The following is a 22,431-nucleotide window of genomic DNA, read 5'->3' as shown; positions in this document are numbered from 1 at the left end:
TCGCGACCCCGGAACGCCGGAGGTGCCGGCCCCCGTCGCGGGGACCGGCACCTCCGTGCCGTACGGCAGCCGCTCAGCCGAGCCCGGTGGCCCGGACGACCGTCTGCGTCACGGTGTTGCCGCGCGAGTCCGAGGCCCGGACCCGCAGGGACAGGAACGCGGCGCCGCGCGGGGCGTCGAGCCGGACGCGGGCGGCACCGGAGCCGGCGTCCCGCGGTGCGGTCCGGCGCCAGGTGCGTCCGTCGTCGTAGGACACCTCGACGGAGTCCGTGCGCAGCGACGCCCGGGACACGCCCGGCAACTGCGCCGGTGTGACAAGGAGTTCGGCGTCACGGCGCGCCGTGCCGTCCGCCCGGGTCGCGATCCCGTAGTCGAGTTGCAGCAGCGGGAGCGTCTGCGCGGCGTCCCCGTGCGGCGTGGCCGAGGTGAAGCCCCACTCGGTGCGGGTGGCCGTCGAGTACGGGTAGCCCTCCGTCCGTTCGGTGGTGGTCACCAGGCGGTAGCGCGCGGAGCCGGCCGGCAGGTCGGCGCCCAGCCAGGTGCCGTCGGTCCGGGTGACCGAACTGCCGTTCCGGAACAACTCGTTGACCTCGGACGTCGTGCCGGGGCCCACCACACCCGTGTGGTCGCGGCCGCCGTCGCCCCAGCCCGGTACGGTCACGTCCAGCCGGTCGCCGGTGCGCTGCGGCAGCTGCTGGCTCTCGTTGATCCGCGGGTGCTCGACGGGACCGAACCACTGGACGTCCGTGGTGCGGCCCGCCGGGTAACCGACCTGCCCGGAGAGCTGGATGGACCGGATGCCGTTGGAGGCCTCCTCCATCCAGGTGGCCTCGCCGGCCGGCGTGACCCAGTCCGTGCGCTCCGCTCCGGCGGTCGACAGCCGCTGGCCGCCCACCTTGACCCCCAGGTACGGCTGGATGTCGTAGCGGAACTCGTCGACCTCGGTGCCGGGTTCGTTCCGGAAGCCGACGTCGACCCGGGCGAGGGCGCGTTCGGCGGGCGCGTAGCGCTGGGTCGCCGGGATGCCGCCGTGCCAGGTGTGCACCAGGTCGTAGAGGTAGCTGGTTTCGGCGTGCCCGGTGACCCGCATCGGCACGGAGCCCGAGCGGCTGTCCTGGATGCGGCCGATCAGGGTCTCGCCCTCGGTGTGCGAGATGCCGGCGATGACGAGGTCGGTCCGGCGCACCGGTTCGCGCAGCCGGCCGCCGAGGTCGTTGACCACCACCAGCAGGGCGACGCCGGCCTTCTGCGCGGCGGTGTACTGGTCGTCGGTCGCGGCGGACCGGTCCTCTTCCTCGTCGTCGTCCTCGTCGTCGGCGGGCGGCACGTACCGCACCACCGCGACCTTGCCCTTGGCGCCCGCGGCCGCGTACTCCGCCGGGGTGCCGTTGCCCGCGAACACGGCGGGCAGGGTGCGGGTGGCCTCCGCGGGCCGGCCGGAGCCGGGCTGCAGCCACAGGTCGTCGAACTCCTGCGAACCGGAGGAGAGGGCCAGCAGCGGCTGCTGCATCCGCCAGCGGACGGTGTACGCCAGGTCGCCGGAGGACGGCTTGGCGGTCGGCAGCGCCCACACGCTGTCGAAGCCGTCGCCGACGGTCACCGTGTCGGTGATGGCGGGGGTGCCGTCCTTGAAGGACTGGGTGAGGTCCATGCGGATGTCGCTGTCCGTGGACGTCCGCGGGGTGACGACCTCGGTCCGGCGCACCTTCGTGCCGTCGAGTACGGCGTCGGTGTCGGCGCCGCGCATCTCGACGCCGGTCCTGGCCATCAGGGCACGGCCGAACGACGACTCGCCGTGCGTTCCGCGGACGGCGATCCAGGTCCAGACCGTGTACGTGCCGGACGGCACGACCGCGTCGAGGGTGCCGTCGAGGTCGCTGTAGGCGGCCTGGGCGTACTCGTCGCCCTTGCGCTGGTACATCACGAGGTCCGAGACGGGGGCGCCGCCGCGGTCGGTGACGTGGACCCGCAGGTGGTGCATCTCCTCGCGGGTGCTGACGGCGAGCAGCGTGCGGGTGGCGACCCTGCCGTCCACGGTCGCCTCGACGTGGCCGGTGTACCGGCCCCCGGCCGGGGCGCGGTCCAGCACGGTGGTCACGGTGGTGGAGGCCGAGCCGTGCGCGGGCACCGTCAGTTGACGATCCGTCAGGACGAAGAGCCCCTCCGGGGCGTCCGGCGCGTCGACGCGTGCGGTGAGGGTGAGCGGGGTGTCGCCCGCGTTCGTCCACTCGACGGTACGGGTCACGGTCTCGCCGGGCGCGCCGCCGAGGGAGTGGATGCCGGCGTCGGCGACTCCGGTGGCCACCAGGGCGCTCCCGGTGGCGGCGACCGCGTCGACCCGGCCGTTGCCGCCCGCGTCCGCCGGGTTGGCGGGCGTCGGCTCGGCCGTGCTGACCAGAGCGTTCTTGATCATGGCGCCGGACCAGTCGGGATGCTGGGCGGCGACGAGGGCCGCGACGCCCGCCACGTGCGGGGTGGCCATGGAGGTGCCGCTCAGCGTGGCGTACGGGCCGGAACCGAAGGGCGCGTACTGCGAGCGGGCGGCCAGGATGTCCACCCCGGGGGCGGTGACCTCCGGCTTGAGCGCGTCGTCCCGGAAGCGGGGACCGCGGCTGGAGAAGTCGGCGACGGTGTCGGAGGCGTCCACGGCGCCGACCGTGAGCGCCGCGTCCGCCGCGCCGGGGGCGGCGACGGTGGCCTCGCCCGGCCCGGAGTTGCCCGCCGCGATGGTGAACAACGCGCCCGTTTCGGCGCTGAGTTCGTTCACCGCCTGGCTCATCGGGTCGGTGCCGTCGGACGGGCGGTCGCTGCCGAGGCTCAGGCTGACCACGCGGGCCTTGGCGTCGCGGGCGGCCCACTCCATGCCGCTGATGATCCACGAGTCGGAGCCGCTGCCGGCGTTGTTGAGGACCTTGCCCACGTGCAGCCGCACGCCGGGGGCGACGCCCTTCTCCTTGCCGCCGGAGGCCGCGCCGTTGCCGGCGATGGTCGAGGCCACATGGGTGCCGTGGCCGTGGTGGTCGGTGATGTCCTCGCCGGGGACGAAGCTCTGGGAGGAGGCGACCACGCCGTCGAGGTCGGGGTGGCCGGTGTCGTAACCGGTGTCGAGGACGGCCACGTCCACGCCCTGCCCGGTGTTGCCGCCGGCCCACACCTGCGGGGCGCCGATCTGCGCGACGCTGTCCGCGAGGTCGGCGTCGACCTTGCCGTCCAGCCACACCTTGCGGACGTCACCGGTCAGCGTCGGGCGGGCCGTTGCGGCGCCGGCGGCCTTCGCGGCCTTTGCCGTTAGTGCGGGCGCCTGGTGCGTGAGGTCCGCCCAGAAGTCCGCGGCGCGGTCGTGCTCCGCGGTGAGGGCCGTGCCGCCGATGCTGGTCAGCGCCCGTGCTCCGGTGGCGCCCTCGGGGAGTGCCGGGGCCGCGAGCCTGCGGCGGGCGTTCGAGGCGTAGGTGAGGATGACGGGCAGGCCCTGCGCGTGGGCGTCGTCGTAGCCGTCGGCTATCAGTCGCGTGACGTTGAACAGATCGGTGTCGAGGAGCCCCGCGGCCACGTAGCGCTCGGCCGCGGCCGGGTAGACGTAGGTGTCGCCGTCCCGGGTGGTGATGCGGGCGTCGGCGCGTCCGCCGTCCGGGCCCTGCACGGTGAGGGAGTCCGGACCGGAGCCGCCGGCGGTGAGCGTCACCCGGTCGCCGGTCAGCAGGGTGACGGTCCGTGAGGGCGAGCCGCCCTGGGCTTCGCCGTTGGTCGTGGTGCGGTGCGCGGAGAGGGAAGCGGCAGCGGTGGCGTGGTCACTGGCCGATGCCGGCGGGATCGCCGTCAGCACGGCCGCGACACCCGCGACACCCGCGATGATCTGGAGGCCTGAGCGGCCGCGGAAGAGCGGTCTCACATGGGTCCTTCACGCTAGATCCGTCCAATGTCCGCCGCATGCTAGTGACTTGAACGATTCAATCGTAGGGAAACCCCAGGTTGACCAGCGGCGACTTTATGACGGCTGTCCGGATCCCGTCACGCGTGCAGGGCGAGCAGAAGTGCCAGGAACGGCACGGGGACCAGCAGCCCGGCGACGGCCCACGGGCGGACGGGGCGCCCCTTGGAGCGGGGGAGCGCCACGTCGACCAGGAGGACCAGGGCCGCCGCGAGGAGCCCGGAGAGCACGAGCAGGAACATCACGGGACCGGCGTGGTCGAGCACGTGGTAGTCGCAGGTGCCGGAGAAGCCGGGCGCGGTGGCGTCGGCGATGCTGCGGCAGTCCATCGGCAGGTACGCGGTCAGCAGCCACCAGGCGCACGAGAGCGGCACGGCGGCCGGCACCCCGAGGGCGAGGTTGGCCAGGATCCGTGCCATGGCCCGCGCGGCGGCCCGCATCCGTCCCGCCTGCCGGGCCACCGGGCTACTCCCCGTCGGCCAGGCGCGTGACGAGGTCGTGCCAGCCCGCGGTCAGGCGCTCCACCGACATCCCCCGGCTGCTGATCAGGTAGTCGTCGAGCGTGGTGTTGAGGTAGCCCAGCAGCGTGTGCGCGACGAGTTCGATGTCGCCCGCCGCCCCCGACTCCCGCAGCAGCAGGGTGATGTGGGTGTGTTTGACGTGGTACGACGGGTTGAAACGGCGGCGCGGGTGCGCCGCCACCGCCACGTAGAGGTCGCGGAACGCGTGCTCGTGGCGGATCACCGCCGGCCCGAAGGCGCGGAGGCGGTCCAGCGCCGGGGCACCCGGGCCCAGCGGCGGGGGGCCCATGAGGAAGGCCCCTTGGATCTGCTGCTCGTGGTGGTCCAGGAGCGCCACCATCAGCCCGGCGCGGTCGCCGAACCTCCGGAAGACCGTCCCTTTGCCGACCCCCGCGGCGGTGGCCACCGCCTCCATGGTCACGTTGGCGGCCCCGTGCTCGGTCGAGAGCTCGGCGGCCACCTCGAGCAGGCGCTGCCGGTTGCGCGCGGCGTCGGCCCGCAGGGGCGGCTGGTCGCCCGCCGGGGTCAGCGTGATCTCCGAGGCGGCGTCGAAGGCGGAACGGATGGCCGGGGGTGGGTCGGTCATGGCCATAGCGTAGCGGCGGGAATGAAAGTGGACCGCGGTCCGGTTAAGGTGCTACAAAGGAGAAACGGACCACGGTCCGCTTACCCCACCGCTCACCGGGAGTTCCTCACATGTCCGTCCGCATCCTCGCGCTCGTCGGCAGCCTCCGCGCCGGCTCCCACAACCGCCAGCTCGCCGAGGTCGCCCTCAAGCACGCCCCCGCGGGCGTCGAGATCGAGCTCTACGAGGGCCTTGCCGAGATCCCCTTCTACAACGAGGACCTCGACGTCGAGGGCACGCTGCCGGAGTCCGCGGCCCGCCTGCGCGCCGCCGTCCGCGAGGTCGACGCCCTCCTTCTCTTCTCGCCGGAGTACAACGGCACCATCCCGGCAGTGCTGAAGAACGCGATCGACTGGCTGTCCCGTCCGCACGGCCAGGGTGCGGTGACCGGCAAGACGCTCGCCGTCGTCGGCACCTCCTACGGCCAGTACGGCGGCCTGTGGGCGCAGGACGAGGCCCGCAAGGCGGCGCGCATCGCCGGTGCCGCGGTGCTGGAGGACGTCAAGCTCTCCATCCCCGGCTCGGTCGTCCGCTTCGCCGACACGCACCCCATCGAGGACGCCGAGGTGGTCGCGGGCCTGACCGAGGTGCTGGAGCGCCTCGGCTCCACGGCCGCCACCGCGGCCTGACACCCCCGTCCCCCGGGCGTCCACGGCGGCGCGACGCACTCCGTCGCGCCGCCGTCGCGCTTCCCCCGCACGTCGCGTCGGGACGCGGAAGCCGCCGCACGTGCTGCTACAAAGGGACAAAACGTCCACGCCGTGCGCATGGGAGCGAGGTCCCGCGTGGAGTACGCCCTCTCTGTCGGCGCGGGCCTGGCCGTGGGTGTCATGTACGGACTCCTGCGGGTCCGGACGCCCGCACCGCCGTTCGTCTGCCTCGTGGGCCTGGCCGGCATGCTCATCGGCTACGGAGTGCTGGAATCGTTCGCATGAGGGCCCTGCTCAAGCGCTGCGCCGTGTCCTTCTCCGCCGGATTCCTCGCGGGCGCGCTCTACTGGCTGATGGGCGTGCGGTCGCCCGCCCCGCCGTGGATCTCCCTCGCCGGCCTGCTGGGCATCCTGGTCGGCGAGTACGCCGTGCGGACGCTGCTGGACCGGCGGCGGGGCGGCCCGCCCCCTACCAGTACGGCGACCACGACGACTACGACGACTCCGCCGACGAACTGAACGACGACTCGGGACCGGGCCCCAGCCAGGTCGACAGCGCCCACCACCAGTGCAGCGCGGCCATCGGGCCGGCGGCGCCCTCCGGGGCGGGATCCGCGGGGGAGCCGCCCGTGATCTGCCGCAGCCGCGCGAGCCGGTAGCGGACGGTGTTGGGGTGCGTGAACAGGGCCGCCGCGGTCTGGTCCAGCCGCCGGCCGTGGTCGAGGAACGCCCGTGCGGTCAGGACGAGTTGCCGGTGGAAGTCGTCCGCCGGGTCGAGGCCGCCGAGCAGCCGCCCGCTCAGGTAGGCGCCCAGCAGCGGCTGCTCCGCCAGAGCCGTCTCCCCCGCGAGGTCGGTCAGGTCGAGCAGGCCGCGTCGTCCGCCGCGTACGGCGACGCGCAGTGCCCGCAGGCAGAGCCGGTACGCCGCGGCCGCCCCGGCCGGCGGGACGGCGGGGGAGACCACGGCCGCCGGTCCCGCGCCCCCGGCCGCATCCGCCGGACGGCACGGCAGCAGACCGACGAGCCGCCCCTCCACCACGGCGGCGATCCCGCGCGCCGGCAGTCGTACGGCACCGGGGTCACGGGTCTCCGCGACGAGGCAGTGGTATGCGCCGTCCGGCCGCAGGCCCGCCCCGGCCAGGTCCCCCGGGGCCGGCGGCACACCGTGCACGAGCAGCCGGCGCAGCAGCCGTGCCCCGGCCGCCCCCTCCGCCGTCGCCGGCATGCCGCGCTCCGCCGCGCGGTAGCCGTTGACGACATGGCGCTCGACCGCGTCGCCGTACTCCTTCAGCCGCAGGACGGCCGTCAGCAGCATCCCGTCGGGCACCCCGGCCGAGCGGCTGCGGTCGACGGTGATCTCCACCGCGCGGGTGAGGCCGGCCTGCACGCCGCGCAGTACGGAGGTCATGGGGACGCCCTGCACCGCCCGGTCCGTGCCGAGTCCCAGCGCGGCGGCGAAGTCCTGGTCGTCCACCGGGTCGAGGGTGCCGAGCCAGCCTCCGGCGGCGCGGACCATGGCGGTGACGTGCCGGCGGGTGTCGTCCTCGCCGAGTCGCGCCACGTCGGGGGAGTGCGTCCGTGCGGCGTGCACGAGTTCGCCCCGTACGTCCGCGTCGGCGGCCATGGCGCGCAGGATCCCGGCGACGGGCTCGCGCTGATCGGTGACGGTCAAGAGCCTCGCCCCTCTTCGTCCGTGCGCTGTGCGCGGGACACAACGCCGGTGCGGACGCGTTGACGCCGGGCGACTACCGCACCGGCGCGACCTCCTGGTTACCTGTGAGCTACCGAAGGTAACAGCAAGGTCACCGGGACAACAGAGCCTTCGTGCGTTCCGCCCCCCACCGCGTCCGGAAGGCACCCGTGAACAGCATGGACAGTACGGAAAGCACAGCGAGCACGGACAGATCGCCGCAGTCACCCCTGCCCAGCCGCCGCCACCTGCTGACGGTGGCCGGCGGAGTCCTCGCCGGCGCGGCCGCCTTCTCGCAGGCCGCACCCGCCTTCGGCGCGACGGCGGCGCAGGACGCCGACGCGATCGTCATCGGCCACGGCCTGGCCGGTCTGGTCGCGACGGCCGAACTCGCGGAAGCCGGGCGCAAGGTGCTGCTGCTCGACCAGGAGCCGGAGACCAACCTCGGCGGGCAGGCCTTCTGGTCGTTCGGCGGCCTCTTCCTGGTCGACTCCGCCGAGCAGCGCCTCATGGGGGTCAGGGACTCCCACGATCTGGCCTGGCAGGACTGGCAGGGCGCGGCCGGCTTCGACCGGGGCGTCGACGACCCCGCGGGGCACGACCACTGGGCCTACAAGTGGGCCCAGGCGTACGTGGACTTCGCCGCGGGGGAGAAGCGGTCCTGGCTCTACGGGCTGGGCGTGCGGTGGTTCCCGATCGTCGGCTGGGCCGAGCGCGGCGGCGGCCTCGCGGACGGCCACGGCAATTCGGTGCCGCGCTTCCATGTCACGTGGGGGACCGGGCCGGCCGTCGTCGAGCCCTTCGAGAAGAAGGTCCGCGCCGCCGTGGCGCGCGGCAAGGCGGCGTTCAGGTTCCGGCACCGCGTCGACGAGGTCGTACGGACCGGCGGGGTGGTCACGGGTGTGCGCGGGGCGGTGCTGGAGCCGAGCAACGCATCCCGGGGCACGCGCAGTTCGCGCACGGTCGTCGGCGAGTTCGAGTTCCGCGCCCCGGTGGTCGTCGTCACCTCCGGCGGTATCGGCGCCAACCACGACCTCGTCCGGCAGAACTGGCCGGCCCGCCTCGGCGCCCCGCCGAGGAACATGATCTCCGGGGTCCCGGAGCACGTCGACGGCCGCATGCTCGCCATCACGGAGGCGGCGGGCGGACGCATCGTCAACCCCGACCGCATGTGGCACTACACCGAGGGGCTCCAGAACTACGCCCCGATCTGGGCCAAGCACGGCATCCGCATCCTGCCCGGCCCCTCGTCGATGTGGTTCGACGCCACCGGCAGGCGCTTCTCCGCGCCGAATCTGCCGGGTTACGACACACTGAGCACCCTCCAGGCGATCACCGGCAGCGGCCACGACTACTCGTGGTTCGTCACGACGCAGAAGATCCTCGCCAAGGAGTTCGCGCTCTCCGGCTCCGAGCAGAACCCCGACCTCACCAACAAGGACATCCCGCTCACCCTCTCCCGGCTGTGGCAGACCCCGGAGCCCATCGAGCGGTTCAAGAAGAACGGCGCCGACTTCGTCGTGGCGACCAACCTGCCCGACCTCGTCGCGGGCATGAACCGGCTGACCGGGGAAGGGCTGATCGACCTCGCCGACCTGGAACGGCAGATCCGGGCCCGGGACCGGGAGACCGACCACCCTTACAGCAAGGACGCGCAGGTCATGGGGATCCGCAACGCCCTGGCCTACACGGGGGACTTCCTCAGCCGCACCGCCCAGGTGCACCGCATCCTCGACCCGGGCGCGGGCCCGCTGATCGCCGTGCGCCTCAACATCCTGACCCGCAAGACCCTCGGCGGCCTCCAGACCGATCTTTCCGGCCGGGTGCTGGACGCCGGAGGCACCCCCGTCCCCGGTCTCTACGCCGCCGGTGAGGTCTCCGGCTTCGGCGGCGGAGGGGTCCACGGCTACCGCTCCCTGGAGGGCACGTTCCTCGGCGGCTGCCTCTTCTCCGGCCGCCAGGCGGGCCGAGCGGCGGCGGCCGCCACGGCGACCTGACCGGCTCGGCGTCCGGCCGGCCCGGCGGCACCGGGCCGGTCCCCGTACGACCGCCGGCGGGCCGGGCCTCCCTGGCCCGGTCCGCCGGCCGGTCCGCATCTCCTCCCTCGCGGTCGTTCGCCGAAATCCCGTTGCGGCCGGGCCGCATGGGGGGCCACCATCCCCGGGTGCCGACCACCTCTCCGCCCGACGGCCGCGCCGGGATCGACGCCGACCTCGTACGGCGGCTCGTGAGCGCGCAGTTCCCCCAGTGGCGCGACCTGCCCGTGACGCCCGTCGAGAAGGACGGCTGGGACAACCGCACCTACCGCCTCGGCGACGCCATGACGGTGCGGCTGCCGACCGCCCCCGGATACGTTCCCGCCGTGGCCAAGGAAGACCAGTGGCTGCACCGGCTCGCACCCGGCCTGCCGGTCCCCGTTCCGCGGGTCCTGGCGACGGGCGTTCCCGGCGAGGGCTATCCCTTCCCGTGGTCCGTACGCCGCTGGCTGCCGGGGGAGACCGCCGAGCGCGGACGCGTCGACGACCCGGCGCGGTTCGCCGCCTCCCTGGCCGTGTTCCTGCGGGCCCTCCAGCGCTGCGACGCGTCCGGCGGGCCCGTCGCCGGCGAGCACAGCTGGTACCGGGGCGCGTCACCCGCCCACTACGACGACCAGACCCGCCGCTGCCTCGCCCTCCTCGACGGCCGCGTGGACACCGCCCGTGCCACCGCCGTCTGGGACGCCGCCCTCGCCGCGCGATGGCGGGGCGAACCCGTCTGGTTCCACGGCGACATCGCCGCCGGAAACCTTTTGGTGGACGAGGGCGACCTCGCGGCCGTCATCGACTTCGGCACCTCGGGCGTCGGGGACCCGGCCTGCGACCTCGTCATCACCTGGACGTACTTCTCCGGCGCCGGCCGCGAGGCGTTCCGCCGTGACGTCGCCATGGACGACGCGACCTGGGCCCGGGCGCGAGGGTGGGCACTGTGGAAGGCGCTGCTGGTGCTCACCGGTGTCATCGACGGTGATCCGGTGCGCGCCGCCGCGGAACAGCGGGTGATCCGGGAGGTGCTGGACGACCACGACCGGCACGCCTGAGGCGGGCGGCGACCCTGTCGGCGCGGCCGTTCCGGAGCAGCGCCAGGCATGACGTCGACGGCCACCGCGATCCGCGTCAGATCACCTCTGCCAGCTCGCCCCGCAGCCACGCCGCCTCGACGTCGCGCGCGACGGCCTGACCGAGCAGCATCCGCAGGACGAGCACGACGAGCGCGACACCCATGACGGCCACGGCACATCCGCCCATCAGGAGGACCAGGCCCGGGGGGACGGCCTCGCCCGGCGCCAGGAGCGCCCCGAGCGCGACGACCAGGAGGCCGGCGGCCACCATCGCCCCGATGACGACGTGCACGTACCGGAAGGCGGCGGGGGAGAACACCGTCCCGTGGCCCACCATCGTCACCAGTCGCCACACGCAGACCAGGACGACCTGGGCCGTCACGGCGCCCAGCACCGTGATCACGAGGAACGGGACGCGCAGGTACGCGAGGTCCGCGTCGAGCTGCCTCATGTCGATCGCCACCAGCGGCACCATCACGGTCTGCACGAACACCGAACCCGCGAGCAGCACCAGGAGCACCGCGCGCAGCGCGACCACCGTCAGCTTTCCCATCACCCCTCCATCCATCGAACAACGATGGAAAGCTATCGAGATTCGATAGCTCTGGCAAGGTGGACGTGCACGGCGGGTCGCGGATGCCGCTCTACGGCCCGATCCGCGCGAACTCGGCAGGATCGGGCAAGAGTCCGCGTCGATCGGCCTACCGGCCGGGACGCGCCGCGCGCTTCGATGGTCGGGACCGCTACGCAGACCGTTCCGACCTTCACGGGAGCATGTCCATGCCGCTCGACCAGTACGTCACCCTCGGCCGCTCCGGGCTGCGGGTCAGCCCGTTCGCCCTCGGCGCGATGACCTTCGGGGAGGATCCCGGCGGCGCCGGGTGCAGCGTCGAGGAGTCCGAGAAGATCCTCGCGACCTATCTCGACCTGGGCGGGAACTTCATCGACACCGCGAACTTCTACACCAACGGCCACGCGGAGAGCATTCTCGGCGACTTCTTCGCCGCGCGGCCCGGACGGCGCGAACGCACCGTGCTGGCCTCGAAGTTCTTCACCAACCTCCACCCCGGCGACCCCAACGGCGGCGGTGCGGGCCGCCGATCGGTCATCGCCCAGCTCGACGAGACCCTGCGCCGGCTGCGGACCGACTGGATCGACCTGTACTGGTTGCACAATTGGGACCGGAACACGCCGATCGAGGAGACGATGCGCACCCTCGACGACCTCGTCCGGGCCGGCAAGATCCGCTACATCGGCTTCTCCAACACCCCCGCCTGGGTGACCGCCCAGGCCCAGACGACCGCCCTGCTCAAGGGCTGGACCCCGCTGATCGCGCTCCAGGTCGAGTACTCGCTGCTGGCCCGCACCGTCGAGGGCGAACTCGCGCCGCTCGCACGCGACCAGGGCATGGCGCTGGTGCCCTGGAGCCCGCTGAAGAACGGCTTCCTGTCGGGCAAGTACCGGCGCGGCACGCGCACCGCCGACTCGGCCCGTACCTCCTTCGTCGGCGAGCCCACCGAGGAGGACTTCACGGTCATCGACGCGGTCACCGGGATCGCCGACGAGCTCGGGACCACCGCCGCGGCCGTCTCGCTCGCCTGGCTGCGCGCCCGCGAGGGCACGGTCGTGCCCATCGTCGGCGCCCGCCGCCTGGAGCACCTGGAGAGCAACCTCGCCGGTCTGGAGGTCGCCCTCACCCCCGGCCACCTGCGGCGGCTGGACGAGGTGTCGGCCCCCGTCCTCGGCTACCCGGCACCGCTGAACGGCGCGCTGCGGGCGATGCTGCAGTTCGGCGGCACCACCGTGGACGGCGAGTCCTCCACGGTGTATCCGCCCCTGCTCCAGAGCGACGTCCGCTACTGACGCAAGAGCTGACGCCCCGTCAGTCCTCGCGCTCCGCCGCGCTGCGCTCGACGCAGAACTCGTTGCCCTCGGGGTCGGCGAGGACCACCCAGCCCGTGCCGTCCGGGTTCCTGCGGTCGTCGACCAGCGCGGCGCCGAGGGCGAGCAGCCGCTCGACCTCCTCGTCCCGGGTGCGGTCCTGCGGCTGCACGTCCAGGTGCACCCGGTTCTTGACGGTCTTCGGCTCCGGCACCGTGATGAAGAGCAGCCCGGCCCCGTCGGTCCGCACCAGCGCCATCGGGTCCCCCGGTTCGTCCTCCTCGTGCAGCGGACGGTTCAGGACCAGGGACCAGAAGCTCGCCAGCCGGTGGGCATCGGCGCAGTCGATCGTCACATGGCGGATCGCGGAGGTCATGCGCCGAGTCTCGCCGCCCGTGCCGGGCTTCCGCAACGGGGGACCGCCGGCCCGGGCCCGGCCGGCCGCGTCAGTCCGACCGGCCGGTGGCCGCGACCGTGACCCCGAGGCCGATCATGGCGATGCCGCCCGCGCCGCCCAGCAGCGACAGGCGGCGCTCGGAGCGGCCGAGCCAGGCGCGGGCGGCGGAGGCGGTGAGGCCCCAGCAGGTGTCGGTGACCAGGCCGATCCCGATGGGGATGACGCCGAGGAGCAGCATCTGGGCAGGGAGATGGCCGGCCGCGGGATCGACGAACTGCGGGAGCACGGCCGCGAAGAAGACGATGCCCTTGGGGTTGGTGGCGCCGACGGTGAAGCCGTCGGCCACCGTCCGCAGGTCCCCGCGCGCCGCCGGGGCCCCGGCCGCGGGCTCCGCCGCGCCGACCGTCATCTCCCCGCGGTGCCGGAAGGCACGCACGCCGAGATGCACCAGGTAGGCGGCGCCCGCCAGTTTGACGGCCAGGAAGAGCGGCAGGGAACGCTCGAACAGCGAGCCGAGGCCGAGCGCGACGGCCACCACGAGCAGGTACGACCCCAGGAAGTTCCCCAGGACCGAGGCCATCGCGGTGCGCCGGCCGTGCGCGAGCGCCCTGCCGATCACGAAGAGCACGCTGGGACCCGGGATCACGATGACGATCAGGGACATGGCCGCGAACGCGAGCAGCCGGTCGGTGGACACCAATGTCCTCACCTCCGCGGGCCATTGAAGCAGCATCGTGACCCCTGGGGTCAGCGGTCGTCCGTCACTTCCGTACCGCCGCCTCCCCGTACGGGATCAGCCGGACCGGGCCCACGAGGCCGGTGCGCTGCGAGGCGGCGCCCCCGTACACCGACGGATCGCTGACGCGCAGCCGGTTGAGGAGCGTCGTGGCGACCTCGACCTCGACGGTGTTGCGGCCCCGGCGCAGCAGCGGGCCGAGGTCGACGACCGGGTCGATCAGGCTGGTGACCGGTGCGGGGCGGCCGTTGACGGTGACGCGGAAGGTGTCGGTGACCTCCCCGAGGTCGAGGAGGGCGCCGTACCCGCCGCTCCAGGGCCCGTCGAGGTCGACGGTGGCGCGGTAGCGCCCGATGCCGGAGGCGTCGGCGAGTTCGGGGATCGCGTTCCACGGGGCCAGCGCTTCCAGCTCGACCCGGTGGCGGACGACGACGGTGCGGTCCGGGTCGGCGCCCGGCCGCCAGTCCTCCGCGTCCAGTGTCCACGCGGTGAGCTCGCGTTCCGCGGGCACCTCGGCGACGACGGTCCGCACGGTGTCCCCGCCGGAGAGCGTCGTGGCGTAGGTGCCGGCCGTACGGGCGCGCAGCACCAGCCGCCCGCCGTCGAAACGTGCGTCGCCGGCGTCCGTGGCGGTCGCGTGGACGCGTCCGGGCCGGGCGCCGAGCCGCCCGGGCGGGGCGAACGCGACGACCATGGACTCGGCGGGCTGGAGTGCCACCCGGAAGGTGAACCGCTCGCCGTCGCGGCCGTACAGTGCGAGCGGCCGGGCCTCGCCTGTCCACGGATCCAGCAGGTACGGCACGGTGCCGGGGCGGGTGGCGCGCACCGTGATCTCGTGGTCGATCGCGGCGACCGGCGGCTTGACGGTCTCCGCGTGCTTGCCGTTGCACAGGTAGAACCAGTCGGTGCCGTCCTCGTACCGGTGCATCGTCAGCAGCGTCGAGGAGGCCGCGTAGCGGACGTCCGGCTCGACGCCGAGGTCCGCGAGCGCCTGGCCCACGGCCGTCTTGTCAGTGATCTGGCGGACCCGCGGCTGCGCCAGCAACTCGGCCACCACAGAGCGCAGCCCGGCCAGTTCCGCGGCGTCCGCGACACCCGGCGTGGTCACCGCGGACCAGTCCCCGAGCAGGACCACCGGCAGCCCCGCCCGGGTCAGCCGCAGCAGGTGCTCCGCGTCGCGGGGGGTGAGGGTGACGGCGGAGCCCGAGAAGAAGTCGGCCTCCACGAACAGCGCCCGGTACGCGGGCCCGTCGGGTGCCAGCCGCCCGTCCCGCACCCGGGCCGAGGGCAGGTCGAGCAGCGGCCCGCTGAGGAACTGGTGCGTCCAGCCCAGCGGAATCCCCGTCGAGGTGAACCAGGACGCCCCGATACCGGTGGCGGTGTAACCGGTCTGCCGGAACACCGCGACGTCCGCCCGTGCGGTGCCCCGCTGCGTCACGTGGTGCACGCGCGACAGATAGCCGGAGACGTCCCCGATGTGCCGCCACGTCGGATGGCGCGGCCCCCACGACTCGCCGTACCCGACCGTGCCGTTGTACGGCGTGAAGGCCGCGTAGCCCGGCCACTTCACCCCGGGGAGCGTGGCGTACGAGAAGCCGTGCACCACGGTCTGGTTGACGCCCGCGGCGTAGGCGCCGCCCATCGTGCGCAGGAACTTCTCCCAGGTCGTGCTGTAGGCGGAGCCGGTGTAGGCGCCCGCCTCGCACGACAGGACCGTGTGCCCGGCCATGTCGCGGCCGCCGGCCAGGCAGCGGAAGTCGTCCAGGTTCTTGAAGCCCAGCGACTCGCCCTCGGGGATGTCCAGCAGCGCGGCCGAGGCGATGGCGTCGGTCTGCAGTCCGTACGGCTGGGCGCGCAGCCCGAGGCCGAGCGGGTGCGCCCAGTCGCGCAGCGCGGTCAGATGGTGCGTGGTGTACAGCTCGCTGACGGTGTCCCAGAAATCGTGCCGGATCTGCCGGGTGGCGACGGTGTCGTACGCGTACACCTGGTTGCCGCCCGACATCGCGACGACGGGCAGCACGGGCAGCAGGGCGTAGCCGGTGCGCCTCTCGAACGCCGCGGGCAGTCCCGGGGTCCACGGCAGCGCCTTGGTCTCGATCTCCAGGGAGTCCTCGAACAGCATCCCGCCGGCGGCCCGCAGCAGTCCGCGGAACTCCTTTGTGAGCACGTTCCGTTCCCAGAAACCGGTGACGGCGGACGTGCCGGCCGCGCTGAAGTGGTCGACGACGTAGGCGGTCGGCGCGGTGTGCGGACCGCCCTCCGGGGTCTGGCCGGTGCCGCGCCGCCAGAAGGCCGTGAGCACCCAGTCGCCGCCTTCGGGCGCCGTCCAGCTCACGGTGCCGCCGCCGGCGGAGGCCGTCAGGTCCTGGGCGCTCGCGCGGTCCAGGCCGGTCTCCTTGCGCGTGGCGTTGGCGGGATCGACACGGGTGGCCAGCAGCGCTACGAGTTCCTGCCGCGTGACGCCGGAGGCGGGTGCCGCGGCGGGCGGCGGGACAGGGCCGTCGTACGCGGCGCCGGCCGCCACCGTGACGGCGCCGAGGGCGAGTTCCTGGACGGCGGCCTCGCTGTCCGGTGTGATGCCGGGGACGGCCGCGGGCCAACTGGGGCCGATCGTCAGGTCGATGGTGATGCCGCGGCGCCGGGCCTGGTCCAGCGCCGCGCGCACGCCCGCGGTCCACGCGGGGCTTCCCCACCCGTGGTGCTCGGTGTCGAGGACGGAGGTGTCCTTGACGCTGTGGTGGACGGCGGCGATCTCCGCCCCGCCGAAACCGGCGTCCGCGATCTGGTCGACCTCGCGTCTGATCTCGTCCGGGTCCACCAGCCCGTCCGGCCACCACCACCGGAACTTCGGCCGGACGGCCGCGCCGGGCCGCGCGAACGACCCGGCCGCGGCGGTCCCCTGGCCGCGGCCCGGGGCCTCGCCCCTGGCGGCCGGTGCGGCGTTCGCCGGGGCGGCGGGGGCGAGGGCGGCCGCCGTGCCCGCGACGGCGGTCGCTATGAGCAGGGTGCGCCGGGAGACCCCGGCGCCTTCGGGACGGTTCGTGTCGTCATGCATCGGTGCGCGGCTCCCGTGAGGGTGTTGAAACGTTTTAATCGTGAACCACGCGGAGGCTATCCCCCCGTTCCGGTGCCCGGCAAGATCCCCGCGCGCCGGCACCGCCGGGCAGCGGTGCGGGGGCGGGCAGGCGGGCGGCCGCATAGGATCCGGCCATGGCACTGCGACCCGTGCAGGTGAACATCAAGGCTCGTGATCACTTGGCGGTCGGCCGGTTCTGGGCGGAGGCGCTCGGCTGGAACGTCTTCCGGCCCGGCGCGACCACCTACGTCGGACCCGGCGAGGGCTTCGCCTGGCCGGACCCCGTCGCCGTCGGCATCGACGTCGTCCCCGTCCCCGAGCCCAAAACACCGGCGAAGAACCGGCTGCACCTGGATCTCGCCACCACGTCCGCCGCCCATCAGGAGGAGCTGGTCGCCCGCCTCCTGACGCTCGGCGCGACACGCGTCGACGTGGGCCAGGGGGACGTCCCGTGGGCGGTACTCGCCGACCCGGAGGGCAACGAGTTCTGCGTGCTGGAGCCCCGGGAGGTCTACCGGGACACCGGCCCGATCGCCGCCCTGGTCGTCGACTGCGCGGATCCCCGGGCCATGGCCCGGTTCTGGGGCGAGGCGGTGGACTGGACCCTGCGCGAGGTGAACGACGACCACGCGGTGCTGCGCTCCGCCACGGCCGGCGGTCCGTACCTCGACTTCTACCGCACGCCCGAACCGAAGACCGTGCCGGACCGCGTCCACCTCGACCTGCTGCCGTACCCCGGTGACGACAAGGCGGCGGAGGCGCAGCGGCTGCGGGCCCTCGGCGCCCGCGACCTCGACATCGGCCAGGGGGACGTCCCGTGGACCTGCCTGACCGACCCCGAGGGCCATGAGTTCTGCGTCCTCGCCCCGTCCTGATCCGGAGCCCCTGACGCGCTCGGCCGCCCTGTCCGGACGCAGCGGCGCGGCAGTACCCTGAGGTTCCGGGCCGCAGGGCTCCGGACTTCGTGATCAGGGAGGGAACGATGAGCGCACACCCCCACTCCCAGGTCCCGCGGCCCTCGCGCGACGACGACGCCGAGGCCGCTGTGGACGCCGCTCTGCGTGAGGCCCGTTTCGGCAGGCTGCCCGAGCGTGTCCCGCTGGAGAAGACCGTCGAGAGCCGGCCCGTCGCCGCCCCGAACGATCCCGGTTTCGGCCGGAACCCGGACACGGACTGGCTCATCCGCTACTGCGCGTGAGCGGCGGCTGAAGCCGGCCGCCAGGACATCAGACGACGATGAGGTCCCAGGCCGTCATCGCGTCCGCCAGCCGCAGATGGGGCCGCGCCTCCGCGCTGCGCCCCAGGCGCTCCAGCGAGCGGCCCAGCAGCAGGTGCGCGTGGGGGTCGTTCGGCTCGGTGCGCAGAATGTGCCGGAGTTCCTTCTCCGCCTTGGTGAACTGGGCGGAGTAGTAGTAGGACCGCGCCAGGAGCATGCGAACCGCCAGGTTGCGGGGCGCCGCCTCCACGATGCCGCTCAGTTCCTTCGCGGCCGCCCTGTAGTGCTGGCCGTTGAAGTAGAGCGTCGCTCGTTTGAACGTCTCCGCAGTCGAGCTGTTCATGCGGGGGCCCTTTCCGTTTCCGACGTCGCTGTCGTGACAGCGCCCCTCCGAGTGGTGGGTGGTCGCCGGTCCCACGACCGACAGGGGTGCCAACCGCCCGGAGTGTCCGTTTGTTCCGCCCTTGGGTCGGATCTGTCCTTGGCGAGGTGGCGTGTGTCACACGGGCGGCGGGGCGCGGCGCGCGCCGCGAGCCCCCCGTGGGGGGCGGCGGCCGGGAGGGCGCGGGGGGGCCCCGCCCGGTGCGGGTGCGGGGGCCCACCCGCCCGGTGTGTCGTTTGTTCCCGCCCTGGGGTCGTATCTGTCGTGGGGGTGGGGGGGTGTGACACCGGGGGGGGGGCGCGCGGCGCGCGCCGCGCGCCGCCGGTGGTCGGCGACGGCGTCGAGGGCGCGGGCGGCCACGTCCGTGAGCGTGAGCGTGCGGCCTCGGACGGCGCAGGCCCCTGCCGGGCGACGTGACCCGGACCGGACGTGGCCGGGCAATATGCCGCTTCGCTGCCCGCGTGCGCGCCGCGCGCCGGGCCCGCACGCGGAGCGCGCGATGAACCGCCCGCCGCTACCGCGTGGCGCATCGGTCCGCCCCGGAGAGCCCCGGCGAGCCGAGGTCGATCCATACGCCGTTCTCCGCGGAGCGCAGCCGCGCGGCGAGCCCCGCGTCGTCGAAGGCCCGGTCGATGTCGGCGCGGTCCTCGGTGAAGTGGGCCCAGCTGTCGCAGTGCGCGGGGACCACGAGGAGCGAGCCCAGGACGGAGGCCGCCGCGCTCGCGCGCTCCGCGGTCAGCGTCAGCGGGCGGTTGCGGCTGCGTACGGGCACCCGCGCGCCGCCCATGAAGAGCACGGCGATGTCGACGGGCGGCATGCGCCGGGCGATCTCGGCGACGACGCCGACGGAGGCGTTGTCGCCGCTGACGTACACCGTGGGCAGTCCCGTGCCGCTCACGACGAAGCCGGTGACCTCGCAGTTCACCTGGCCCTGCTCGTCCCGTTCGCCGTCGTCAGGACCGTGCTGCGCCGGCACCGCGTGAACGGTGACGGTGTCCCCGCCGGGCCGGGGCAACTCCACGCTCTCCCAGACCGCGAGACCGCGGGCGGGGTGCCCGAGCCGGCGCGCGGACGCGGGCCCGGTGAGCACCAGCGAGGACGCCAGGGCAAAGGCCCGGCCGCGCACGTCGAGGTTGTCGGGGTGGAGGTCGTGGCTGACCAGGACGGCGTCCACGGGGCCGAGTTCGTCCTCGTGGACGGCCGGCCCGGCGGTCTTGGTGAGGTATCCGTGCTCCCCGGCCTCGTCGAAGGTGGGGTCGGTCACCAGCCGCAGCCCCCCGATGTCGAGGACGACGGTGGGGCCGCCGACGACGCAGACCGCGCACGCCCGGCGCTCGGGACTGATGCGAGGGGCCACGGCGGCACCCGCCTCTCTTTCGCGGACCGGTGACCAGGCGGCCCTAGTAGGTCGAGAAGTCGGCCATCATGGCCATGTCCTCGTGCTCCAGGTTGTGGCAGTGGAGCATGAAGTGGCCGGTGTAGTCGGTGAAGCGGACGGCCACGTCGACGGTCTCCCCGGGCCCCATGGCGATCGTGTCCTTCCAGCCGTGGTCGAACGGCCCGGGTGCCTTGCCGTTGCGGGACACCACGCGGAAGGGGTCGAGGTGCACATGGATCGAGTGGAAGAAGACCGATCTGAAGCGCCAGATCTCCACGGTCCCGAGCTTCGCGCGGGTCAGTGAGCGGCCCGGCAGATAGGGCTTGCCGTTGATCGTCCAGCCCTTGCGGCCCGAGTGCCGGAACTCGAAGGTCCGGGTGGCGACTGCCTTCGCGGGGTCGAGGACGGTCTCGGCCCGCATCGCCAGCCGGTCGGGGACGCGGGCGTCGTCGTGGACGGCCCGCGTGGACGGCGAGACGTCGAAGCGCATGACGTCGGCGGTGGTCCGGCTGCCGAAGTGGTTCACCACCCGGACCTTGGTGCCGGGCCGGTAGCGGGAGAAGTCCACGACGATGTCGAAGCGCTCACCGGGTGCCAGCCGCAGGTTGTCGTGGGCGAGGGAGTGCTCCAGCAGGCCGCCGTCGCTGCCGATCTGCACCAGGCCCTTGCCGCCGGGCGGCGGCGGGTCGAGCGCGAGCTTGTAGTAGCGGACGTTGGAGGCGTTGAGCAACCGGAGCCGGTAGCGGCCGCGTTGGACCCGGTGCACGGGCCAGGGGGCCCCGTTGACCAGGATGACGTCGCCCTGGACGCCGGCGGTGTGGTTGCGCGAGACGCCGGGGGCGTGCATGCCCGGGTCGCCCGGGTACATCAGCGAACCGTCCGCCTCGAAGGCCCGGTCGGTGATCATGAGGGGGATGTCCCGCTCGCCGCGGGGGAGGGCGAGGGCGCCGTCCTCGTCGTCGCCGAGCAGGTGGAAGCCCGCCATGCCGTGCCAGACGGCCGATCCTGTGTAGCCCATGCGGTGGTCGTGATACCACATGGTGGACGCGCGCTGCTGCATGGGATACGTGTACGTGCGCTCGCCGTAGGCGATGTTGCCGTGCGTCTCGCCCATGTCGTCCATGCCCGCCATCGCGTCCTCGACGGACAGGCGGCTGTTGACGGGCATCGTCAGGTCGATCGGGTACCCGTCGCTCTCCGACGGGGTGTGGCCGCCGTGCAGATGGACGACGGTCGGCTGCGGCAGCTCGTTGCGGTGCCGCACGATGGTGCGCCGCCCGGCGCGGGACATGATCGTGGGCCCGGGGAAGGTGCCGTTGTACGTCCAGCAGCTCGTGCGCAGGCCCGGCAGGATCTCCAGCTTCGCCTCGCGTTGCACGATCTGGAACGTGTCGGTGCCGCCCGCGCTCTGCAGCGGCGGCGGCGCCGCGGGGATCGGCAGCGGCACCTGGTAGGGGCGGGGAAGCGGGGCCTTGCTCCGCAGGACGCCGCCTGGCGGCACGTCGGCGGGGGACAGGGCCGTGGCACGTGCCGCCACCCCCGCCCCGATGACCGCTGCCGCACCTGTGGCGAGAAAGCGGCGCCGGTCGATACCTCGGATCACGTTGGCTCCCATCCACGCCGATTTGATCGTTTTGCGGCTTTCGTCAGCATAGGGCTGCACCGTACACACGAAAGGGTGGGACACGCGTGCCAGGACGACACCCGTCCCGCCCGGCGAATAGACATATGAACGCACTAAAAGCCCCTGGTCCGGGCCCCGCTCGCGCGGGAACCCGGACCAGGGGCAGCGGTCGTACGGTGCCTCACGCCGACGGCGGGCGCTCCTCGGCCGCCGGGGCGAGGACCGGGCCCAGCAGGTCCGGCAGGCCGAGGCGGTGGTAGAAGCGCTCACGGATGTGGTCCGCGACGACCGACACGACCTCGGACCCGTCGTCGGCGGGGTCGATGTGGGTGCGGAAGGGGCGGCTGCCCGCGGGCAGGCCGACCACGCGGACGATCTCCCGTGCCACGTCGGCGACATCGGCGTCCTCGGGGGTCATCGCCGCGAGCGCCCGGCCGACCTGGTCCGTCATGCCCGCGTACCGCGCCTCGTACGCCTCCGCGACGGCACGGTCGGCGGCGTACCCCGCGTTGGCGAAGTGGTCGGTGCCGCTGGTGAAGGCACCCGGGACGACGATCGTCGACTCGATGCCGAAACGGGCGAGTTCGGCGGCGTAGCTCACGGCCAGCGCGTCCATGGCGGCCTTCGCCGCGAAGTACGGGGCGAGGTACGGCGGGGTGCCGCCGCGGGTGCTGGAGGAGCCGACCCACAGCAGCAGGCCGTGGCCCTGCTCGCGCAGCAGGGGCAGGGCGGCCCGGTTGACGCGCTGGGTGCCCAGCACATTGGTGTCGTAGACCTCGGCCAACTGCTGGGGGGTGAAGGCCTCCGCGGGGCCGAGCACCATGTGCCCGGCGTTGTGCACGAGCACGTCGAGCCGGCCGGTCTCCGCCACGACGCGGGCCACGGCACGGTCGGCGCTTCCCTGGTCGAGCACGTCGAGTTCGACCACGCGCAGGTCGATGCCCTCGCGGGCGGCGCGCTCGCGGACCGCCTCCGCGCGGGCGGCGTTGCGGCCCTCGATGTCGCGCATGCTCGCGTAGACGGTGTGGCCGGCGGCGGCCAGGGCGTGGGCGGTCAGTGCGCCGAATCCGGAGCCGGCGCCGGTGATGAGGATGGTGGAGGACATGTGAACGACTCCTTGGAGCGGGTGGGGCCCGGCCCCGGCGGCGGTGTGCCGGGGCCGGTGGGCGAGGGGGTGAAGGGGATGAAGGGATCGAGGGGTGCGACCGGTGGAGCGGGTCCGGCGGTGCGG

The 22,431-nt window shown here is 73.6% G+C and carries 20 protein-coding genes; 8 read left to right on the top strand and 12 right to left on the bottom strand.

The genetic code is table 11. The features are described 5' to 3' along the window. Positions 1–73: 73 nt before the first annotated feature. The 3 genes from ACIP9H_RS34695 to ACIP9H_RS34685 all read right to left on the bottom strand — a co-directional run bounded on the left by ACIP9H_RS34695 (position 74) and on the right by ACIP9H_RS34685 (position 5,035). Entirely contained in the window at positions 74–3,889 is a 3,816-nt protein-coding gene (locus ACIP9H_RS34695; protein ID WP_401963054.1) for a S8 family serine peptidase, read from the bottom strand. A 119-nt stretch (positions 3,890–4,008) separates the two neighbouring features. Next, the gene (locus ACIP9H_RS34690) at positions 4,009–4,389 is read right to left on the bottom strand and encodes a hypothetical protein (protein WP_401963052.1); all 381 of its coding nucleotides are present in this window, start codon (positions 4,387–4,389) and stop codon (positions 4,009–4,011) included. A gap of 4 nt (positions 4,390–4,393) precedes the next feature. Beyond that, positions 4,394–5,035 carry a TetR/AcrR family transcriptional regulator gene (locus tag ACIP9H_RS34685; RefSeq protein WP_401585858.1) on the bottom strand — a complete coding sequence of 214 codons (642 nt, stop codon included), beginning with the start codon at positions 5,033–5,035 and terminating at the stop codon, positions 4,394–4,396. A gap of 110 nt (positions 5,036–5,145) precedes the next feature. Between ACIP9H_RS34685 and ACIP9H_RS34680 the strand changes: the two genes are divergently transcribed. The 3 genes from ACIP9H_RS34680 to ACIP9H_RS34670 all read left to right on the top strand — a co-directional run bounded on the left by ACIP9H_RS34680 (position 5,146) and on the right by ACIP9H_RS34670 (position 6,242). Beyond that, complete coding sequence (locus tag ACIP9H_RS34680; protein ID WP_401585856.1) at positions 5,146–5,703, top strand: NADPH-dependent FMN reductase; 558 nt, start codon at positions 5,146–5,148, stop codon at positions 5,701–5,703. A 138-nt stretch (positions 5,704–5,841) separates the two neighbouring features. Then, positions 5,842–6,009 carry a DUF1427 family protein gene (locus tag ACIP9H_RS34675; protein WP_401585854.1) on the top strand — a complete coding sequence of 56 codons (168 nt, stop codon included), beginning with the start codon at positions 5,842–5,844 and terminating at the stop codon, positions 6,007–6,009. Then, a complete protein-coding gene (locus ACIP9H_RS34670; protein ID WP_401585851.1) occupies positions 6,006–6,242 on the top strand; it encodes a DUF1427 family protein in 237 nt (78 codons plus the stop codon). Before ACIP9H_RS34675 ends, ACIP9H_RS34670 begins: the two co-directional genes overlap by 4 nt. Here the strand turns inward: ACIP9H_RS34670 and ACIP9H_RS34665 are convergent. Then, a complete protein-coding gene (locus ACIP9H_RS34665; RefSeq protein WP_401963051.1) occupies positions 6,217–7,395 on the bottom strand; it encodes a PucR family transcriptional regulator in 1,179 nt (392 codons plus the stop codon). The two genes, ACIP9H_RS34670 and ACIP9H_RS34665, sit on opposite strands and share 26 nt — an antisense overlap. A 197-nt stretch (positions 7,396–7,592) precedes the next feature. Here ACIP9H_RS34665 and ACIP9H_RS34660 point away from each other — a divergent pair, with 197 nt between their 5' ends. Continuing rightward, complete coding sequence (locus ACIP9H_RS34660; protein ID WP_401963049.1) at positions 7,593–9,410, top strand: FAD-binding dehydrogenase; 1,818 nt, start codon at positions 7,593–7,595, stop codon at positions 9,408–9,410. A gap of 146 nt (positions 9,411–9,556) precedes the next feature. After that, positions 9,557–10,489: an aminoglycoside phosphotransferase family protein gene (locus ACIP9H_RS34655; RefSeq protein ID WP_401585844.1), complete on the top strand. Its 933-nt coding sequence runs from the start codon at positions 9,557–9,559 to the stop codon at positions 10,487–10,489. 76 nt (positions 10,490–10,565) lie between these two features. Here ACIP9H_RS34655 and ACIP9H_RS34650 read toward each other — a convergent pair whose 3' ends face one another. After that, positions 10,566–11,063 carry a DUF2975 domain-containing protein gene (locus ACIP9H_RS34650; RefSeq protein ID WP_401963047.1) on the bottom strand — a complete coding sequence of 166 codons (498 nt, stop codon included), beginning with the start codon at positions 11,061–11,063 and terminating at the stop codon, positions 10,566–10,568. 227 nt (positions 11,064–11,290) lie between these two features. Here ACIP9H_RS34650 and ACIP9H_RS34645 point away from each other — a divergent pair, with 227 nt between their 5' ends. After that, positions 11,291–12,373 (top strand): aldo/keto reductase, encoded by a 1,083-nt coding sequence (locus tag ACIP9H_RS34645; protein ID WP_401585838.1) that lies wholly within the window; start codon positions 11,291–11,293, stop codon positions 12,371–12,373. 19 nt (positions 12,374–12,392) lie between these two features. Here ACIP9H_RS34645 and ACIP9H_RS34640 read toward each other — a convergent pair whose 3' ends face one another. The 3 genes from ACIP9H_RS34640 to ACIP9H_RS34630 all read right to left on the bottom strand — a co-directional run bounded on the left by ACIP9H_RS34640 (position 12,393) and on the right by ACIP9H_RS34630 (position 16,579). Then, positions 12,393–12,767 (bottom strand): VOC family protein, encoded by a 375-nt coding sequence (locus tag ACIP9H_RS34640; protein WP_401963045.1) that lies wholly within the window; start codon positions 12,765–12,767, stop codon positions 12,393–12,395. Positions 12,768–12,837: 70 nt separating this feature from the next. Further along, on the bottom strand, positions 12,838–13,488 hold the full coding sequence (locus ACIP9H_RS34635; RefSeq protein ID WP_401586503.1) for a LysE family translocator: 651 nt from the start codon (positions 13,486–13,488) through the stop codon (positions 12,838–12,840). A gap of 61 nt (positions 13,489–13,549) precedes the next feature. Then, the gene (locus ACIP9H_RS34630; protein WP_401963043.1) at positions 13,550–16,579 is read right to left on the bottom strand and encodes a glycosyl hydrolase; all 3,030 of its coding nucleotides are present in this window, start codon (positions 16,577–16,579) and stop codon (positions 13,550–13,552) included. A gap of 155 nt (positions 16,580–16,734) precedes the next feature. Between ACIP9H_RS34630 and ACIP9H_RS34625 the strand changes: the two genes are divergently transcribed. Together ACIP9H_RS34625 and ACIP9H_RS34620 are read left to right on the top strand one after the other, a co-directional pair. Next, positions 16,735–17,475, top strand: a complete 741-nt coding sequence (locus ACIP9H_RS34625; protein ID WP_401963041.1) for a VOC family protein — start codon at positions 16,735–16,737, stop codon at positions 17,473–17,475. A 107-nt stretch (positions 17,476–17,582) separates the two neighbouring features. After that, entirely contained in the window at positions 17,583–17,798 is a 216-nt protein-coding gene (locus ACIP9H_RS34620) for a hypothetical protein (protein WP_401585828.1), read from the top strand. Between the two features lie 28 nt (positions 17,799–17,826). Here ACIP9H_RS34620 and ACIP9H_RS34615 read toward each other — a convergent pair whose 3' ends face one another. The 4 genes from ACIP9H_RS34615 to ACIP9H_RS34600 all read right to left on the bottom strand — a co-directional run bounded on the left by ACIP9H_RS34615 (position 17,827) and on the right by ACIP9H_RS34600 (position 22,305). Continuing rightward, positions 17,827–18,159 carry a tetratricopeptide repeat protein gene (locus tag ACIP9H_RS34615; protein WP_401585825.1) on the bottom strand — a complete coding sequence of 111 codons (333 nt, stop codon included), beginning with the start codon at positions 18,157–18,159 and terminating at the stop codon, positions 17,827–17,829. Positions 18,160–18,712: 553 nt separating this feature from the next. Next, positions 18,713–19,555: an MBL fold metallo-hydrolase gene (locus ACIP9H_RS34610; protein WP_401963039.1), complete on the bottom strand. Its 843-nt coding sequence runs from the start codon at positions 19,553–19,555 to the stop codon at positions 18,713–18,715. A gap of 43 nt (positions 19,556–19,598) precedes the next feature. Next, positions 19,599–21,191, bottom strand: a complete 1,593-nt coding sequence (locus ACIP9H_RS34605; protein ID WP_401963038.1) for a multicopper oxidase family protein — start codon at positions 21,189–21,191, stop codon at positions 19,599–19,601. Between the two features lie 190 nt (positions 21,192–21,381). Continuing rightward, positions 21,382–22,305 (bottom strand): SDR family NAD(P)-dependent oxidoreductase, encoded by a 924-nt coding sequence (locus ACIP9H_RS34600; protein WP_401585816.1) that lies wholly within the window; start codon positions 22,303–22,305, stop codon positions 21,382–21,384. Positions 22,306–22,431: the final 126 nt, after the last annotated feature.

Source organism: Streptomyces sp. NPDC088732, assembly GCF_044751205.1.
Classification (GTDB): Bacteria; Actinomycetota; Actinomycetes; order Streptomycetales; family Streptomycetaceae; genus Actinacidiphila.
The sequence above is the reverse complement of the archived record's forward strand: the minus strand, read 5'-3'. Positions and strand labels throughout refer to the sequence as shown.

What these genes read in the sequence shown, in the direction of transcription:
- ACIP9H_RS34645 (WP_401585838.1), top strand. Translation starts at nt 11,291, where the DNA reads ATGCCGCTCGACCAGTACGTCACCCTCGGCCGCTCCGGGCTGCGGGTC.
- ACIP9H_RS34620 (WP_401585828.1), top strand. Translation starts at nt 17,583, where the DNA reads ATGAGCGCACACCCCCACTCCCAGGTCCCGCGGCCCTCGCGCGACGAC.
- ACIP9H_RS34685 (WP_401585858.1), bottom strand. Translation starts at nt 5,035, where the DNA reads ATGACCGACCCACCCCCGGCCATCCGTTCCGCCTTCGACGCCGCCTCG.
- ACIP9H_RS34600 (WP_401585816.1), bottom strand. Translation starts at nt 22,305, where the DNA reads ATGTCCTCCACCATCCTCATCACCGGCGCCGGCTCCGGATTCGGCGCA.
- ACIP9H_RS34660 (WP_401963049.1), top strand. Translation starts at nt 7,593, where the DNA reads ATGGACAGTACGGAAAGCACAGCGAGCACGGACAGATCGCCGCAGTCA.
- ACIP9H_RS34615 (WP_401585825.1), bottom strand. Translation starts at nt 18,159, where the DNA reads ATGAACAGCTCGACTGCGGAGACGTTCAAACGAGCGACGCTCTACTTC.
- ACIP9H_RS34625 (WP_401963041.1), top strand. Translation starts at nt 16,735, where the DNA reads ATGGCACTGCGACCCGTGCAGGTGAACATCAAGGCTCGTGATCACTTG.
- ACIP9H_RS34675 (WP_401585854.1), top strand. Translation starts at nt 5,842, where the DNA reads ATGGGAGCGAGGTCCCGCGTGGAGTACGCCCTCTCTGTCGGCGCGGGC.
- ACIP9H_RS34680 (WP_401585856.1), top strand. Translation starts at nt 5,146, where the DNA reads ATGTCCGTCCGCATCCTCGCGCTCGTCGGCAGCCTCCGCGCCGGCTCC.
- ACIP9H_RS34650 (WP_401963047.1), bottom strand. Translation starts at nt 11,063, where the DNA reads ATGGGAAAGCTGACGGTGGTCGCGCTGCGCGCGGTGCTCCTGGTGCTG.
- ACIP9H_RS34655 (WP_401585844.1), top strand. Translation starts at nt 9,557, where the DNA reads ATGGGGGGCCACCATCCCCGGGTGCCGACCACCTCTCCGCCCGACGGC.
- ACIP9H_RS34630 (WP_401963043.1), bottom strand. Translation starts at nt 16,579, where the DNA reads ATGCATGACGACACGAACCGTCCCGAAGGCGCCGGGGTCTCCCGGCGC.
- ACIP9H_RS34640 (WP_401963045.1), bottom strand. Translation starts at nt 12,767, where the DNA reads ATGACCTCCGCGATCCGCCATGTGACGATCGACTGCGCCGATGCCCAC.
- ACIP9H_RS34605 (WP_401963038.1), bottom strand. Translation starts at nt 21,191, where the DNA reads ATGGGAGCCAACGTGATCCGAGGTATCGACCGGCGCCGCTTTCTCGCC.
- ACIP9H_RS34670 (WP_401585851.1), top strand. Translation starts at nt 6,006, where the DNA reads ATGAGGGCCCTGCTCAAGCGCTGCGCCGTGTCCTTCTCCGCCGGATTC.